Source organism: Vibrio chagasii (assembly GCA_041879415.1).
Lineage (GTDB): Bacteria > Pseudomonadota > Gammaproteobacteria > Enterobacterales > Vibrionaceae > Vibrio.
On sequence record CP090852.1, the window covers coordinates 323,432 to 340,783 of the forward strand.

Annotated in this window: 12 protein-coding genes; 7 read left to right on the forward strand and 5 right to left on the reverse strand. The window is 43.5% G+C overall.

The features are described 5' to 3' along the window. Positions 1–400 precede the first annotated feature (400 nt). The gene (locus tag L0991_15415; protein ID XGB64939.1) at positions 401–1,855 is read left to right on the forward strand and encodes an FAD-dependent oxidoreductase; all 1,455 of its coding nucleotides are present in this window, start codon (positions 401–403) and stop codon (positions 1,853–1,855) included. Positions 1,856–1,937: 82 nt separating this feature from the next. Here L0991_15415 and L0991_15420 read toward each other — a convergent pair whose 3' ends face one another. The 3 genes from L0991_15420 to L0991_15430 form a co-directional block, all read right to left on the reverse strand. Beyond that, positions 1,938–2,888 (reverse strand): biotin-dependent carboxyltransferase family protein, encoded by a 951-nt coding sequence (locus tag L0991_15420; protein ID XGB64940.1) that lies wholly within the window; start codon positions 2,886–2,888, stop codon positions 1,938–1,940. Further along, on the reverse strand, positions 2,881–3,627 hold the full coding sequence (locus tag L0991_15425; protein ID XGB64941.1) for an allophanate hydrolase subunit 1: 747 nt from the start codon (positions 3,625–3,627) through the stop codon (positions 2,881–2,883). Before L0991_15425 ends, L0991_15420 begins: the two co-directional genes overlap by 8 nt. Positions 3,628–3,725: 98 nt before the next feature. After that, the gene (locus L0991_15430) at positions 3,726–4,469 is read right to left on the reverse strand and encodes a LamB/YcsF family protein (protein XGB64942.1); all 744 of its coding nucleotides are present in this window, start codon (positions 4,467–4,469) and stop codon (positions 3,726–3,728) included. Between the two features lie 170 nt (positions 4,470–4,639). Between L0991_15430 and L0991_15435 the strand changes: the two genes are divergently transcribed. The 4 genes from L0991_15435 to galE all read left to right on the forward strand — a co-directional run bounded on the left by L0991_15435 (position 4,640) and on the right by galE (position 10,285). Further along, a complete protein-coding gene (locus L0991_15435; GenBank protein XGB64943.1) occupies positions 4,640–6,703 on the forward strand; it encodes a TonB-dependent receptor in 2,064 nt (687 codons plus the stop codon). 49 nt (positions 6,704–6,752) lie between these two features. After that, entirely contained in the window at positions 6,753–7,214 is a 462-nt protein-coding gene (locus L0991_15440) for a YfiR family protein (GenBank protein XGB64944.1), read from the forward strand. Continuing rightward, on the forward strand, positions 7,214–9,196 hold the full coding sequence (locus L0991_15445) for a diguanylate cyclase (protein XGB64945.1): 1,983 nt from the start codon (positions 7,214–7,216) through the stop codon (positions 9,194–9,196). The genes L0991_15440 and L0991_15445 overlap by 1 nt, the downstream gene beginning before the upstream one ends. A gap of 75 nt (positions 9,197–9,271) precedes the next feature. After that, positions 9,272–10,285: a UDP-glucose 4-epimerase GalE gene (gene galE, locus L0991_15450; protein ID XGB64946.1), complete on the forward strand. Its 1,014-nt coding sequence runs from the start codon at positions 9,272–9,274 to the stop codon at positions 10,283–10,285. 339 nt (positions 10,286–10,624) lie between these two features. Here the strand turns inward: galE and L0991_15455 are convergent, their stop codons facing one another. After that, the gene (locus L0991_15455; GenBank protein ID XGB64947.1) at positions 10,625–12,763 is read right to left on the reverse strand and encodes a TonB-dependent hemoglobin/transferrin/lactoferrin family receptor; all 2,139 of its coding nucleotides are present in this window, start codon (positions 12,761–12,763) and stop codon (positions 10,625–10,627) included. Between the two features lie 226 nt (positions 12,764–12,989). Between L0991_15455 and L0991_15460 the strand changes: the two genes are divergently transcribed. Then, positions 12,990–13,877: a LysR family transcriptional regulator gene (locus tag L0991_15460; protein ID XGB64948.1), complete on the forward strand. Its 888-nt coding sequence runs from the start codon at positions 12,990–12,992 to the stop codon at positions 13,875–13,877. Here L0991_15460 and L0991_15465 read toward each other — a convergent pair. After that, positions 13,866–16,550 carry a bifunctional acetate--CoA ligase family protein/GNAT family N-acetyltransferase gene (locus L0991_15465; GenBank protein ID XGB64949.1) on the reverse strand — a complete coding sequence of 895 codons (2,685 nt, stop codon included), beginning with the start codon at positions 16,548–16,550 and terminating at the stop codon, positions 13,866–13,868. The genes L0991_15460 and L0991_15465 overlap by 12 nt on opposite strands. A 216-nt stretch (positions 16,551–16,766) precedes the next feature. On the opposite strand from L0991_15465, the gene L0991_15470 reads away from it, so the two are divergent. Beyond that, entirely contained in the window at positions 16,767–17,330 is a 564-nt protein-coding gene (locus tag L0991_15470) for an SPOR domain-containing protein (protein ID XGB64950.1), read from the forward strand. Positions 17,331–17,352: the final 22 nt, after the last annotated feature.

Genomic DNA, 17,352 nt, shown 5'->3' on the forward strand with positions numbered 1-17,352 from the left:
TGAGCGCCTTAAAATCGACATTTCTTAGCATTAAATGAAACCTAATGTGTATTTATGTCGATTTAATAAACAGAGGTTAGTCCCTGTAAACAAAGGGTTTGCGCAACTTAGCGAGAACGTTATCAACAGTTATCCACAAAAACGGTGGATAACTTTAGGGATAAGTTAACATCTTTGTTTTACAAGTACTGAGACAGCCTTTATGTGGCGTCACTTAGGACAAATTTGACTGTTAGAATAACCTTGAAACTAGGATTCAGAGTTATTGAGTCAAGAGATTATTTAAGTTTTTTACATAGATTCCAATATCAAGGAGCCTAAGACCTTGATAAAAATGTGTTTTAATTCGTACTCGAACAAAAGTAGAATAGCGGCAGTTAATCTTATTCTACAGAACACGATGAGCCACAACAAAACGGATACAAATCAAGCTTCTATTGCCATTGTTGGTGGTGGTATAGCCGGAACAACAAGCGCTATTCACTTCAGTGAGTTGGGTTTTAAGGTCACAATCTTAGAAAAAGGGCCGAGTTTGGTTAATGGTCCACCGATTTGCCACCTACACGCTGGCGGCAATTTGTATCGAGATATTTCTGTAGAGCAGTGTCTTCAGTTACTTACTCAGTCTATTGATACTGTTCGTCTGTTTCCTCACACGATCAATATTCGTCCTACTATCATTGCTGTACCACACAGTGATGGTGGGGACCCAATGGACTTACTTCCTCGCCTAAAAATAATCAAAGACGCTTATGCTGAGCTTGTTAAACAAGATAAAAGCAACCAAGTGCTTGGTGACCCCGAGGAATACTATAAGCTATACAGTAAAGAAGAACTCATCGCACTTTCTAAGAAGACACAACCACTGAAACCGACATCACTTGATGAGTGGTGCATTCCTTTTGCCAAGCATACCGACTTAGACACGCTTAAATATCCCGTTGCTATGGTTCAAGAGTACGGTTGGAGTGTGTTCCGACTGTCTGCGACCGCTCAGCTCTCTTTGGGGCAACAAGCTAACTGCACTGTGCTGACTAACAGCCGTTTACAATCGGTTCAATCAACGGGGCAAGGTTGGTCTTTGACTTATACCGATGTTGATAACCAAAGTCGTAAACTAACCACTGATTATTTAATTAACGCCAGTGGCTTTGAGACCGGCATAGTGGATGACTTTGTTGGCTCGAAGCAGCAGCGACTTGTTGAGTTTAAAGCCGCTTACGTTACAGAGTGGCCATATTCCCAAGAATGCAAGGAAGAGTGGCCGGAGGTTATCTTTCATGGCCCAAGAGGCACACCGCAAGGCATGGCTCAATTAACACCATACGCAGACGGTGTATTCCAACTTCACGGTATGACGGAAGGGATCACGCTGTTTGAAGGCGGGTTAGTATCATCTTCGACAGACTCTTCTCAACCGCAGTTACCATCAAAACTGCTCAAGAAGATTGTATCTGGTTGGAGTGAAGAACAGCTCGAACTGAGAACACGTGCGGCAATTACGCATATGTCACAGTTCATTCCGAGCTTTAGTTCTGCTCAAGTTGGCGGAAAACCTCTATTCGGCGCTCAACAAATTCCAGGCACAGACCCAAGCCTAAGAGCCTCAGATGTCTCTTTCTGTGGTGAACGCTATGCAAGGCTTGAAGTAGTAAAGGCGTCTTCAACATTAGAAGCTGCGCAGAAAGTGGCTCAACAATGGTTCGATATTCCAGAGTCTGACTCGATTGAAGAGACACATTCAGTGACAATGTCACTTGAGTTAAACGATATTGAAAACAAAGCGATAGGGTTGACCCAAGAGCGTGGATACCCAAATGCGCTGGCGAAAGTTTCGGGCCAAGACCACCACTAAAACGAAAAATCGGCTTACTTAGGTAAGCCGATTTTTTATCCCTTGGCAATCACCATTCTCAACGGTGGCTGAAAGCTCATTATCAATAACCGAAAAAGCGCGCCCACTGACACCACACATCTTGCAACCCCACGCGATCCCCCTTACTAAATGAAATCTGATGCCCGGGCTTTGCTTGCGCTAAACGTGGTAAGTCAATTCTTGCTACACACCCGATCTTTGGATAACCACCAATAGTCTGCCTGTCATTGAGCAGAACAATAGGTTGCCCATCTTGTGGTACCTGAATAGCACCTAGCGCAATGCCTTCGGATAACAGTGAGATATCTGGAGAGTGAACCGATTCACCACTAAGACGATAACCCATACGATTAGAGTTTTGGTCCACGATATAGGGTGAGCTATAAAACGTCTCCTTGGCTGCCTCTGAGAATAGTTCGCTCTGGTAGCTCTCAATGACTCTTAAGTTAACAGGCAAGTTGTAATCGGGTGTATACCGGAAGGTGACACTAATAGGCTTAAAGTGCTTAGTGAGAGCTTGCTTAGTGAAAATTAATTGGTCTCCAACTTGGCAAGGTTCACCATTTTGAGTTAATCCACCTATTTTTTCACGCGTTACTGTTGCACTGCTATTAAGGACTCCAGGAACAACGAAGCCCCCCTTAATCGCGAGATAAGCTCTGAGTCCATTCCTAGGTAAGCCAAACGAAAGCATTTGCCCTTTAAACGCTTGAAATGTACTCCAGTTGGCTAACGGTTTCCCATCCAAAGTTGCCTGTAAGTCACCACCGCAAATCGCCATCTCACAATCATCATTGACTTGCAGAGTACACTGTCCAAGAGTGATTTCTAGCGCCGCTTGATTGACGGGATTGGCTAATAAGTGATTTGCCCAACTATAGGAGTAATCGTCTACGGGGCCCCCTTGTGTTAAACCAAGGTGAGAAACACCAAAACGTCCAAAGTCTTGAATTATACTTAAAGGCCCCGGTTTCACTATGGTTAGGCTCGCTTTATTGACTGATTTAACCATGGCCTACATCTCCTCCAAGCTCGACAAACTCTTGTTTTGATATTGCTTTGAAGCGCACAGAGTCACCCACATTCAGAAGAGAAAGTTGGTCGTGCATTTGGTTAGCCTGAGTCAACTGAGCGTGATCAAACAACGAAATAGGGCAATTACCGATGATATTCCATCCTCCCGGGGAATCAGACGGATAAACCGCAGTCTTTGAATCTGCAATTGCGATACTTCCCTTAGGGACACTGAGCCGTGGAGTAGAGTGGCGAGGCAGAACTAACGGCTCAACCACGTCTGACATAAAGGCGAAGCCAGGGATAAAGCCAATAGCGCTTACACTGTAGGTCTGAGAAGTGTGATAGTGAATGATATCGTCTAGCGACAAGCCTTTAGCCCGATATCTATCCAAATCAAGGGCCGTTTCTTTTGAGTAATAGGCTGGCAATTCAATAATGTTGCGAGTGTTACTCTCGCGTGAATATGTCGCCATTGCCTCAGTCAGTATCGATTTGAATTGAGAAATAAAGTGCTCTTCAGAAATTCGGTAAGGCAAGTAGTCAACCAATATTGTGTTATACGCCGGAGTGACGTTCATCAATACTGTGGCTAAGCTCTGGCGAATAGCATCTGAAAAGTGGGCCATATATTGTGCATTGCTCTCGCTAGAGCCTGCGGTTAATGGCTGTAGCGTCACAAGCACACTGCATTCAGCAACAGGCTCGACATTAAGTTTTATCTCGTTTTTCGTCATTTGCTTTCCATACGTTTTATTCCAACTTCCATGTTCATGCGTCATGAGTGTTTCCTCTGTACTTGTGCAGGGAACAGAGGGCATTCGTTGCGCCGCGATTAATTAAACGCGTTGAGATCTTGTCGGATTTTTCTAATGAGTGCGATGGATTGGGGATTGTCACCATGAACACAGATGGTGTCAGCTTCGATAGGTAGCCTTTCACCTTCAATGGTCGTGACCGAACCGTAGTTAACGATCTGCATCACTTGGTTGTAGATATCGTCTTGGTTCACATACACCGAGCCTTTCTGCGAACGTGGCGCAAGGTGACCATTGTTTAAATATGCTCGGTCAGCGAATGCTTCGAACAAAAGGGGTAAGTCGTGATCATCAGCGATGTCTAAGTATTGTTGGTTGTCAGAAGAAGAGAGGATCATAAGAGGGATATTAAATTCCGCTACGGCTTGCGCGACTGCATTAAATACATCTGTATTTGCCATCATATCGTTATAAAGCGCACCGTGAGGTTTTACGTAGCCAACACTAGCATGGTGATAGCGACACAGAGCTTGTAGTGCACCGACTTGATAGCATACGAGTTCACTGATTTCGTCCACACTGTGAGGAATTGACCGGCGACCAAACCCAACAAGATCCTGATAACCAGGATGAGCACCGATTTGAGTATGATAGTGCTGGGCCAGTTTGATAGTCTTTGACATCACGTGGGGATCAGACGCATGAAAACCACAGGCGATATTTGCCATATCAACCCATTCCATGACCGATTCATCATCGCCCATCTTCCAGTTGCCGAAACTTTCTCCCATGTCGCAATTAAGCAAAATCTTCGTTGTCACGTGGTGCTAATCCTTTACGTTAAAGTTACTAATGACGGTCTTATAAATGCCATAAATAAACCGTGATCTAATTCAAACTTTCGATACCGAAAAATCAACGGTATAGCATTTCGTATATAGTTTAATTATTGATTAAAGGATTAATATCTATTTGTATATTAGGTGAGCACATGATATCCCGCCAGGTTTGCTTAGGACTAGCATTAACAACGCCTGTTTTTGTATTTGCTCAAGAAAACTCGCTAGATCAATTGATGTCAATGAGTCTTGAAGAGTTATCGATGTTAGATGTCGAAATGGAAACGGCGTCAAAAGTGACGCAGAAACTCACCGACATTCCTTCCTCCGTCTATGTACTTTCTAACGAACGCATACAACGTAGCGGCGCAAAAACTATTGCGGAAGTGTTGGCGCTTGTCCCTGGGTTAAAAGTCACTAAGTTCAATGAAACATCGTGGTTTGTGTCTACACGCGGCTTTCATGATGGCCTGTATAACAAAATGCTGGTCATGATGGATGGTAGAAGCCTATTTAGCCCAGTCTATGGCGGCACGTATTGGAGCGATGTTGACTATGTGCTTGCTGATATCGAGCGAATCGAAGTACTAAAAGGACCTGGAGGTACGATTTGGGGAGGCAATGCCGTGAATGGTGTGGTGAACATCATTACTAAGTCTGCCAACGATACGAAAGGAACCTATCTGTCTGGTGTCGCTTCTAATACCGATAATTACGAGTTTAGTGTTCGTCAGGGCTTAAGCCTAAACGACAATGTCAATGCTCGAGCATTTTACAAGTATCGTGAAGAACCACCGTATCGTGTTGGTGAATCTAAAAAGTGGAAAGCACAAACCGCGGGTATGGTGTTTCAGCCGAGCAATGCCGAAGATAACTGGTCCTTACGCATCGGTGGTGAAAAGAGCTTTCATGAGTCAGAGTTATATAGCGTTCAATATGACCAAACAGGAGCGTTTGTTAATTCGCAAGCGAACGACTTCGACAACAAAAGTCAATCGGCCTACATTCAATTTAATGACTCTCGTCACTTCGATGAAAATTCGACGCTCTCTTATTCCCTATGGGGTGAGTATAACGAGGATAATGCTCCGGATGCCCCGGGTAGCTATTCGACAATAGACTTTGACTCAACCTACATCAGTCAGTTATCAGCCAGTCATCAAATAACACTCGGAGGTGGTCTCCGATACATGTACCTCGATTTCTCATCGAGCCAAGTTACTGACGTGGATTGGTATAACCCTGATTACTACGGCCGTGCTTATAATATTAAATCAGCGAACGATTATATCGCCAACGCGTTTGTTCAATCTCAAATTCAAATGACACAAGCGCTTTCTATTACCATCGGCGCGAAAGTGGAACACTTCACCCAGAATGATTCAACAGAGCTCTCACCACAAGTACGAGGTTTATATAAGGTAAATCCTCGTCATTCTGTATGGGCAGGGCTCAGCCGTGCGGTTGTTGCACCATCTTATATGGATTCAAACTCCACATACTACTTCAACAGTTATTCAGCTGATTCTAACAACAGCTACCTAGATGTTTATAAGTCCAATGCGGACCTAGACATTGAGAATGTTGTAACGGCTGAGATGGGTTATCGCTATTCGAATAATGCAAATTTGGAACTCGATGCCACAATTTACCTAAGTGAGCACGACAACCTTCGTTTCCACAGTTATGACTCGACAGACATCCCTGCGAGCCATGTTTATGTTGGTGCACTATCTGATGACTATAAAGCCAAAACATACGGTTTAGAGTTAGGGGCAAGCTATCAAATCTCTAAGGACCTAACCAGTTACCTAAGTTATGCCTATGCAACGTTAGAAGGTGAAAGCAAAGGCGGTGATCCTAAATCCAGTCCGCAGACGAGCGTGTATTACGATATTGATAATGAACATCTCGCTACAGCACAAATTATGTGGAACATCACCGACAGCTGGCAATTTGACCTCATCGGTCAATACATTAATGTGAACTATCCTGAATACTGGACTGCAGCAGATGGGACTCAATATGAATGGCAGCAATACCCACATGAAATTACCTTCGATGCTCGTTTAGCATGGAAAAAATCGCCAGCAGCACCTTTGATAGAAGTTGTGGTTGAAAATATTGGTAAAAGTGATGGTTATCAAGCCGAGCGAACCTCACAAAAAAGTGTCAACCAAGAGTCGGTTTATGTGAGGGTTTCTCATGAGTTTTAATTGGGTTAGAGGCAAAATTACACTCTATGCCTTCACACTAGTGCTGCTCATGAGTTCCACGACTACGCCTGCGGCTAGCTTTAAGTCGTATGAAGTCAAAGCTGTATATCTGTTTCGAATTGCCAATTTCATCCGTTGGAACGACGAAAGCACAATGGATACCGTCAACTTTTGTGTGATTGGCGACAAGAAAGTAAGTCAAGTACTCACAGAGATCACTGCGGGGAAGTCGATACGTTCACTCGCCATTAACGTTCAACAATCTATTACGTCTCTGTGTGATATCACTTATTTTTCTGAACTCAGTAATAGTCAGTTCACGCGCAAGGATCATTCACCCCATACTGTAACGATAAGTGATATTCCCAACTTTACTGATATGGGAGGCGTTATCGAGTTAACACATATAGATAATAAGCTTAAGCCAAAGATCAACTTAGCTAACGCCAAGCAAGGTGAATACGTTATCGGCTCAAACTTATTACGTATCGCTATTGTGGAGGACAAATAATGCTGTCTTTCATCAACAATATGTCGATAAAAAATAAACTGATACTTCCAATAATCACCTTTATTGTGGTCACCTTTGTCACCATTCAATCAGTAAATTACACTGTCACTTTTGAAAGGGAGAAAGAGAGTCTCATTCAAAGAGTTAAGGTACTGGCACAAGGCGTGGCTTATAACCTTCAAGCAGCGATACTATTTGAGGATAAATCGTCCGCTCAAGAGATCCTTTCTGCATTTGTCGCAGATAAAGATATTGTTCGAGTTAAACTCTATGACGTGAACGAACAGCTATTTGCAAGCTATCAAGCCAGCGATAAGAACATACCTCGACCAAATGCCGAAGAACTCAATGATATCGCCGATCATCAGTTTGCGATCTCTGAGAGTTACATCTTCTTGCTGGTTCCGGTCACTTTAGACGACGCGGTAATAGCCAACTTGAGGGTGACGATATCAAAGGAAACGTTCAATACGATCTTAACCAACATCTTCAAAATCGCTATTGTCTACCTTCTGTTTCTTTTAATTCTGGGTGGCGTCCTCCTCAAATTGATTCAGCGCTTCATCATTGCACCGATGTTTGAGCTCAACGAAGCAATGCAGGCCTTCGTTGAGCGACGTTCTGACCAGCCTAAGCTCATTGCAAGTAATCGCGATGAGATAGGGGATCTCGTTCGTGCTTTTAATACCATGCAAGAAAGGCTGCAACACCGTGACAACCAAATCAACTTCACGCTAGACAAGCTTCAAGAAGAAAAGTCCTTTGCGAATGAGGTGATTGAAACCGTTCAGCACTCATTGCTCGTCGTTGACGAAAAAGGGCTGATTGTTCATGCAAATGCAGCTACTCGCGACATCTTCAAATGTTCAGAGTCGTTCCTTGAAAACTTATTGATCCAAGATTTGATAGCAACCAAGCAAACAGGCTTCCTACAAAGCGTGATTGACTGCAATATCGAACTGAACGATGAGTTGTTAGAGACTACGGATCTTTTTCAGTCCAAACGTTGGCTCCGTGTGAGTAGTCGTTCGTTGTCAAAACATGGCCGCATTCTTTATGCGGTGCAAGATGTAACGGATATCGAAATCGCGATGAGTCGCCAGCGTATTGCCGCCGGTGTGTTCGAAAACAGCAAAGACGGGTTAATCGTACTTAATTCATCGAATGTGATTACTATGGTTAACCCCGCAGTCACTCAACTCCTCGGCTATCATGCAGATTTGCTGGTGGGCAAAACACCGTTTGAAGTCTTTTCATGGCAGCAGTTCTCATCATTAATGCCAACCATTCGTAGCTCTTTAGAGAATTACGGGCAGTGGCAAGGAGAAGTATGGGAAAAAAGTGCATCTGATGAATTAGTCCCAATGTTTGTCAAAGTTAACCTAGTTTCATCAGACGAAGAGAAAGATGAGTTTGATATGGTACTGACGCTATCCGATCTATCTAACGTCAAAGAGATGGAAAGGCTTGAGCACTTAGCACATCACGACGCGTTAACAGGTTTAGCGAATAGAGCACGACTGTATAAGGTGATGGATGAAGTTGTTTCCTCAAGCAATTACGCCAATCAACAATTTGCCGTTATCTATTTGGATTTAGATGGTTTCAAACACGTCAATGACAACTACGGCCATGATGCAGGTGATGCCATCCTTAAGGAAGTATCAAACAGGCTGTTATCTCAAGTAAGAGCTGGAGATCTAGTCGCGCGTTTGTCGGGAGATGAATTTGTTCTTATTATTAAGCAGACAAACAAAGTCATGTTAGCGAGGCTCGCTGAGCGCTTATTAACACTTATAGGACAGACAGTGCATCATAAACAGCGATCCCTCAATGTTGGGGCTAGTTTGGGTATCCACTTAGTCGATAAATCTGAGCATGACATCGACGCGATTCTCAAGATAGCCGATGAAGCGATGTATCAAGCGAAACGCAAGGGTAAAGGTCAATTTGTATTCTCTGACGATAATGAATACCTCTAACAGTTTGTTAGCCAACCCTAAGTTGTTGTATCATAAGTGATAGATTGAGTATTCATAAAAAAAGGTATACTAAACATGAATGTTTTAGTTACAGGCGGCATGGGTTACATCGGTAGCCACACAAGTATCCAGATGATTAACGCAGGCATGACGCCTGTCCTTTTTGATAACTTATACAACAGTAAACCAAGCGTATTAGAGCGTATCGAGAAGGTATCTGGTGTTCGCCCAGTGTTCGTTGAAGGTGACATTCGCAATAAAGCGCTATTAGCGGAAACAATGAAACAACACAACATCGAAGCAGTTATCCACTTTGCAGGCTTGAAAGCGGTAGGTGAGTCTGTAGAGAAGCCTCTTGAATACTACGATAACAATGTTAACGGCACTTTAGTGCTTGTGGATGCTATGCGCGAAGCGAATGTTAAAACGTTAGTCTTCAGCTCATCAGCAACCGTGTACGGTGATCCTGCAACTGTGCCTATTACTGAAGACTTCCCGACAAGTGCGACGAACCCTTATGGCCGCAGTAAACTAATGGTTGAAGAGTGTCTAACGGATTTCCAAAAAGCGAATCCAGACTGGAGCATTACGCTACTTCGTTACTTTAATCCAGTGGGCTCACACCCAAGTGGTGAACTAGGTGAAGATCCACAAGGTATTCCAAACAACTTGATGCCGTTTGTTTCGCAAGTTGCCGTTGGCCGACGCGAATTCTTGTCTGTATTTGGCAGCGACTATCCAACGAAAGATGGTACCGGTGTTCGTGATTACATCCACGTAATGGATCTGTCAGACGGCCACATCGCAGCACTTGAGAAAGTAGGGCGCAAAGATGGTCTGCACATCTACAACCTTGGTACAGGTAACGGTTCTAGTGTTTTAGACATGGTTAAGGCGTTTGAACAAGCAAGTGGTAAGGAAATCCCTTATAAGCTTGTCGAGCGACGCGCAGGTGACATCGCAGAATGCTGGGCGGATCCTGCTAAAGCTCAGAAAGAACTTGGTTGGAACGCGACACGTACACTGACAGAAATGACAGAAGATACATGGCGCTGGCAGTCCACAAACCCTAATGGTTTCCCAGGCTAATCTAGTTGTTTCATGAATGGTTAACTTATAAAAAGATGCTCTAGGGCATCTTTTTTGATCTAAATCGAATAAAAAGTAAATTAGTGGTTAAAAAGTATCATTCTGTATTCATTGTGTTACTATGCACGCGAATTATATGTTTAATGTTAATTTTCTTTGGAGTTAATCATGGAACTAGGCCTGATCATCACTTTCATCGTTGCTGCAGCAGTAATGGTTAAGAAAGAAATGGCAGAGAAGTAATTTCACTTTATTCCTTTTTGATACAATTTTTAGTGAAATTGAAAAAGCCAGCTTATCGCTGGCTTTTTAGTTTCTTTAGTTCAGGCTTGTAACGAATTAAAATTCGTAGTTTGCAGATAAGCCCCAGTTACGACCAGGCTGAGATTTGATATCTGTGTTGAATTGAGAATCGTGTGCGCTACCAGACATATCACTGTACAACCAGTACTTCTTATCCAACGCGTTAAATAGGCCAGCTCTCAAAGTTAAATCTGTCATAGGACGGTAATAAGCCGTCAAGTCTACAACTGTGTATCCGGATACATCAACGTTGTCGTCAGAGTTCCAGTCATCCTTCGACGCAACCATTTTAACATTTAACGCAGAACCGAAATTATCGCGTTCAACACCAAATCCGATTGTACTTGTTAGTGGTGCAACTGAATCAATTGACTTACCAGTCTTCTTGTCTTCGCCATCCGCATAAGCAACAGCTAGGCGAGTGTAAGTGCCGTAAGGTGCGTCAAACAGAGTGTCAAGATTGATAGTTGACGAGAACTCAGCACCATAAATCGTTACTTCGTCTAAATTTTCTTTCGTGAACACATCTTTACCTCCTTGCTCACCTGTTTTCGTTTCGTTGATAAAATCAGTGTAATCGGTGTAGAACGTGCTCAATTCGAAACGGGCATATTGGTTGTTGCCACGCAATCCTAGCTCATAAGAAAGGCTTCTTTCTGCTTTCAGATTAGGGTTTGCCTCTACGATAGCACCTTGGTTATAGAAGTAGTAAAGGTCATAAACAGAAGGAGCTTTGAAGCCTTGACCAATCTGACCAAAAACAGACAAGCTATCATTGATATGGTAAACCGAACCTAATTTGGCAGTGAATGCGTCATCTTCATTCTTGTCGTATTCCGTTGTGTAGCCTTCATCAGTTGATGGGTCAGCAACAAACGAGTCATAACGTAGACCGCCCGTTACGATGAGCTTGTCATCCATGAAGAACGCTTGGTCTTGAAGGAAAACACCCCATTGCGTGATTTTTGCGTCAGGAATACCTGTACTACCTGGAGTAACAGTGCCTCTGTCAAACTTATGGTCAGTATTGTCTAATTCGAAATCATTTTGTAGGTAAGTAAAACCATACGTAAACTCATGGTCAGCACCGCTAATGTTAACCAACTTAGACAGCTGTGTATCGACCTGCATATTTACATCAGATGCATCACGCTCACGTAAACGACGTCCATTAAAACCTGTCGTGTCGTAGTTTTTATTCAGAGTACTAGAATCTTGGTAACTTAGAGACCAATCCAGAGAGTCTGCAATTGAAGAGTTTAGTTTAAGTTGTTGCTCTAGAGTCGCACGGAAACGTTTGTTGGTGTCTTCATTGTAGTTATCCGTATAAACAAAACCCGGCATAAGTTGGTAGCCATTGTAGTTCAGCTCATCTTCATCATATTGACGCTGATAATGTTCTACCGTTAGGCCAATCCTATTCGAATCAGATACATTGTAAAATGCTTTTGCTAAGAAGTTACTTAGTTCCGTATCTGCAGGGTTAGCAGCACCGCGATCTGGGCCTTCAACATCAGAGCCCGACGAGTGAGTCTCTGTTTCATGACCTTGAGCGTATGTCGCCATTACAATAGTTTCTAGCTTATCTTTACGCATGGCCCAAGAAAGGGTGTTCTTAAACTGTTCATCAGCAGAAGTGTAGCTAGATTTGATACCAAAACGGTTTTCATCACCGTCAGTTCTAAGCATATCCTCTGGGTTCTTTGTTCTCAGCAGTACCGCACCACCAATAGCATCAGAGCCATAAAGCGTAGAAGCGGGCCCTTTATTCACCTCAATGACACTCAATGTGTCTACTTCAATCGCGTTTGAATATTTACGCTGTTCAGATGCACCAGGGTTATATGGAGTAGGTTGTTGCACACCATCTACCATTAATTTAACGCGGTCACCTTCGACACCACGAATATTAAAGCCTGAAATACCAAAACGGCCACTACCTTGAGCTTCTACGCCAGGTGTGTACTGAAGGGCTTGCTTTATGTCGTTGGACATTTGATTATCAATATCTGCCGAAGATACTGATTCAATAGAGCTTGAAACATCAGCTTTGCTTTGTTCAGTACGAGTTGCCGATACAACAACCTCGTCAAATAGGGCATAATCTTCAGCTAAGGCTGAAGTTGATGAAAGCGCTAAAACGATTGAAGCAGAGAGTAGGGATTGCTTATACATCTGATAGTTACCTTAATTCCATAGTATTATCTTGATTTCGCGAAAGATAATATTGGATCTAAATGATAATTACTATTATTTGCATTTCAATTTATTTGTATTTTTGTCATTAAAAGCTCACTTAAACCGTATAACTCATTGTATTAAAAGACCTTTAATGGTTCCATTTATCTGGTGAATGCTTCCATTTTTGTGATTAACCTCTCATTTATAAGGTAGGAAACTGATGCATAGCCCAATAACACTTGAAGCGTTACACATCCTAGACGCCATCGATAGACGTGGGAGTTTCGCTGCTGCGGCCAATGAAATGGACCGCGCGCCTTCATCACTCAGCTACCAAATTCAAAAGCTTGAACAAGACTTAGATATCATGATTTTTGACCGCTCTGGCCATCGAGCAAACTTTACAGAGGCAGGTCAGTTGATACTTGAACAAGGTAGGGTGATCCTTGGTGCGACAGAAAGGCTCGTCAACGAAGCCAGTATTCTAGCTAATGGATGGGAATTGGATTTAACTATCGCTTTTGATGGCATTATCCCAATTGCTAATTTCTTCCCGCTTGTCGATGAACTAGGGAAAATCAGTAAAACGCGTGTCCGTTTACAAGAGGAGATCTTAGCGGGATGTTGGGAGTCACTGTCAGATGGCCGCGCCGACCTTCTTGTTTGCCCGAAAGTCGACACCATTCCGAATGACCTGAAAAGTGACGTGATTGGTAAAATGGAAATGGTGTGGGTAGCAGCATCCAATCATTACGTTCACAAGCGTTCTGGCGATTTTGATCAAAAGGCTAGGGAAAGTTACAGGGTGATTGCAATAGCAGATACGGCACGTGACCAGCCAGCATTAAGCATCAATATATTAGAGAAGCAGCCGCGTTTAACGGTGACGAGCTTTCCGGCAAAAGTCGAAGCATTAACCAGCGGGTTAGGTATTGGCACATTACCTTGTAGTGTTGCTAATCCACTAATTGAATCTGGTGTTTTAAAGCAAATCACAGGTACTGAACCCCAGCCTATTGACATCGTTATGGCTTGGCGACGCAATAAAATGGGTGACGCCAAATCATGGTGCATCCAACACCTTAAAAAAACATGGTCACTCAAGTAACGAAAGCACCATATCTGCTGTGCCGTCTTCAAAACAGATATCTAGCTTGAAACCAAGTTTTTGAGCTAATGTCAGCATTCCTCTATTAGTTGGCATCGTCATTCCCGACATCTGTTTAGTCTGCTTGGCACGGCAGTAATCAATAACCTTGGTCATCAGAATTCGGCCTAAACCTACGCCTTTAAGATCAGAGCGAATCAATATCGCGAATTCGGCGTCCGTATTCTCTGGGTTAATAAGAGCCCGAGACACGCCAATGATTGCTGGTACGCCTTGCTCTTCACGCACCACAACAAAAGCAATCTCTCTATCGAAATCAATCTGAGTAAAATTAGCTAACGCTTCATGATTGAATTCACCCACATCACTAAAGAAGCGCTTGTAGAGATCCTCTTTCGAGACTCGGTTAATGAAGTCAGCATGGAGTGGTTCGTCTTCAGGAAGAATAGGGCGTAGCAACACTTCTGTGCCATCTTTTAACTGGATACGTTCTTCAAGCTCTACAGGGTAAGGACGAATCGCTAGTCTTTCTTGCGGATCCCCCTCGTATGCTTTCAATATGATATCGGCATCCAATATCGTGAACTTATCGCCATTCGCAAGTACTGGATGTATATCCAAGTCATGTATTTCAGGGCAGTCAACCACCATTTGAGAAATACGAACCAGCAACTCCGACAAGCCTTCTATGTCGATAGGGTTAGGCAGCTTTTGTAGGCGAATCTTGCCGCTCTTTATCGCTCGAATGATCAAGTAACGAGCCAGTGTCATATTAAGTGGAGGGAAAGCAGCGGCCGCGTCAATCGACTCATCCCATTCGGAACCGCCTTGACCTAGTAGAATAATAGGACCGAATGTTTCATCGGTTGTGACTTTCACGCGAAGCTCTTGTCCACCAGCCAGTTTCGCCATACCTTGAACCAGCAAGCCATGAATATGCGCAGTAGGGAACGATAACTGAGAGCGATCCAAAATCGCTTGTGCCGCATTTGCGACCTCATTACTGTTTCTTAAATTAAGCATTACGCCTTGAACGTCAGACTTGTGCGCAATGTCTGGTGAACGGAGTTTGACTGCGACAGGGTATCCAATGGTTTCTGCAATATGCACCGCTTCACTTGGGTCAGAAGCGATCCAAGTAGGTAACACATCCAAGTTGAAGTGTTTGAAAAACTGACTGTTTTGATGGGTATCAAGGCTAACTGTATCTTTATCCAGCAGTTGGCGTTCTATCCAATTTCTGGCATCCGCTAAGTCTTCAATATGGACTTTCTCAGCCGTAGTTGGCGTCTCCATAAGCTGACGTTGGTTGCGTCGGTATTCAACCAGGTGCATGAATGCAACTACTGAGCTTTCCGGCGTTCGATAGGTTGGAATACCAGCCTCTGTGAACAACTTTCTAGCAGGCCTTGCCGTCAGTTCACCGGACCAATTGGTAAGAATATTGAATCGCTTGTGGCGAGGATGCTTTTTAATCGCGTCGATAATGCGCTCTGCGGTTTGAGCAGAATGTGCGATGGCAGAGGGGCTATGCATGATGAGAATAGCATCCGCTTCGTCGCCATCGAGTAGTGTGTTGATAGTATCGATATAACGCTGATCACCCGCATCACCAACAATATCGATAGGATTGCTATGCGACCAACTTGAAGGTAACACCTTATTGAGTTTTTCGAGCGTCTCTTCTGATAACTCAGCGAGTTTACCACCACGTTCGAATAACGTATCAACAGCCATAATCGCAGGGCCACCACCATTCGTGACGATTGCGAGTCGCTCTCCCCGTAATGGGACCGAGTGCGTTAGGGTTTCTACGGCAGCAAACAGTTCGTGCAGGTTCTTAACTCGCAGCATGCCACTACGACGAATGGCCGAGTCGTAAATAATATCGAGTGTATCCGCCCCACCAGTATGTGCCATTGCAGCAGCTCGGCCTTTGGCGGTTCGGCCACCTTTTAATACTAGTATTCTCCTGTTGCGTGAAGCTGCACGGGCAGCCGAAATGAAGCGTCTGGCGTCTTTAATGCTGTCTACATAAAGCAATATCGCTTCGGTGTGAGAGTCGGTACTCAGGTAATCCAACAGCTCAGAGAACTCGATATCCGTGCCGTTACCGATTGAGATAAATGCAGAGAAACCAATCTCTTTATCATTCGCCCAATCAAGTATCGTGGTGCACACCGCTGCAGATTGAGAAACAAACGCAATCTTGCCGGGCAGTGCGGTAACAGGAGAGAAGGATGCATTTAAATTAAGCCAAGGGATGATCACTCCTAAGCTGTTTGAACCAAGCATTCTTATATTGTGTTTTTTCGCAATCGCTAGGCATCGTGAGTCGTACGTTTCTCCGTTATCACTCGGTTGTTGCATGTCTGAAGATAGAACAATGACAGACGCAATGCCTTTCTCCGCTAACTCCTCAAAGATAGCTATATTGCGAGTCGCGTTGGTACAAAGAATCGCAAGGTCAGGAACGATTGGTAACGACAAAATGTTTTTGTAGGAAAGTACACCCGCCACAGAATCGTATTTAGGCGTAACCGGCATTACCGCGCCTTTAAAATCCCCGTGCAACAGATTATTCATAACGATGTATCCCGCTCGGTTTTCGCGCTGAGAAGCACCAACAACAGCAATCGAACGGGGTTTCAGTAGGGGATCAAGATGATTCATAGACATATCCTAGCAATGCACGTAAGTTCATCGTAACTTACTTTTCGATGACAGGTTGATGGCAAATTCACCGAATTAAGATGAATAAGCAAACACTGCATTAAGTTTGTGAAATAGGTCACCCACTAATGGTGTATAATCTCAAAGTTAACTTGATTCTAAACCGACGTATCGGCATGATTTATAGTAATTATTATTAAGGATATAGAGCTTTCCATGAAAAAAATTGCAATTGCGACTTTGCCACTGCTCTTGGCTGCATGTGTATCTGAAAACTACATCACGGATGTGACTTCAGATAGTTATCAAGAAGAGTACAAAACTGCCAAAGTTGAAGCTCCAGTTGTGTCTCAATCACAGCAATCAGGCGTTGTTGAAGAGAATGTTGTTAACGTTATCAGAACAGAACCTGTTGAGCAGAAAGTCACTAAAACAACTCAGGCTAAACCAGTTGCAGCAGTGAAAGGTCCAACTAAGAAACAACAAGACATGAACCAGCGTTTTGGTTACACAGTTCAAGTTGTTGCGGTTGGCAGCCAAAGTAAAGTCGACTCTTTTGTGAAAATGCTACCAACGACTTCTCAACCAGTTTGGGAAAACTACAAGATGGTTAATGGCACTAAGTGGTTCACAGTACTTTACGGTGACTACGCAACACGTTTAGAAGCGAAAAAGGCTATCTCAACACTACCGAGTTCACTTAAGAACTTGAAGCCATTCGTGAAGAGTATTGATGACATCAAGAACTCTGAATACCCAACGCTTAACAAGTTAAACTAAGTTTTAAATCGTAAAGAAGGAG

Excerpts from the sequence above, each read along its gene's own strand:
- L0991_15455 (XGB64947.1), bottom strand. The coding sequence starts at position 12,763 with ATGTATAAGCAATCCCTACTCTCTGCTTCAATCGTTTTAGCGCTTTCA.
- L0991_15420 (XGB64940.1), bottom strand. The coding sequence starts at position 2,888 with ATGGTTAAATCAGTCAATAAAGCGAGCCTAACCATAGTGAAACCGGGG.
- L0991_15435 (XGB64943.1), top strand. The coding sequence starts at position 4,640 with ATGATATCCCGCCAGGTTTGCTTAGGACTAGCATTAACAACGCCTGTT.
- L0991_15465 (XGB64949.1), bottom strand. The coding sequence starts at position 16,550 with ATGAATCATCTTGATCCCCTACTGAAACCCCGTTCGATTGCTGTTGTT.
- L0991_15470 (XGB64950.1), top strand. The coding sequence starts at position 16,767 with ATGAAAAAAATTGCAATTGCGACTTTGCCACTGCTCTTGGCTGCATGT.
- L0991_15425 (XGB64941.1), bottom strand. The coding sequence starts at position 3,627 with ATGACGAAAAACGAGATAAAACTTAATGTCGAGCCTGTTGCTGAATGC.
- L0991_15440 (XGB64944.1), top strand. The coding sequence starts at position 6,753 with ATGAGTTCCACGACTACGCCTGCGGCTAGCTTTAAGTCGTATGAAGTC.
- L0991_15445 (XGB64945.1), top strand. The coding sequence starts at position 7,214 with ATGCTGTCTTTCATCAACAATATGTCGATAAAAAATAAACTGATACTT.
- L0991_15415 (XGB64939.1), top strand. The coding sequence starts at position 401 with ATGAGCCACAACAAAACGGATACAAATCAAGCTTCTATTGCCATTGTT.
- galE (XGB64946.1), top strand. The coding sequence starts at position 9,272 with ATGAATGTTTTAGTTACAGGCGGCATGGGTTACATCGGTAGCCACACA.
- L0991_15460 (XGB64948.1), top strand. The coding sequence starts at position 12,990 with ATGCATAGCCCAATAACACTTGAAGCGTTACACATCCTAGACGCCATC.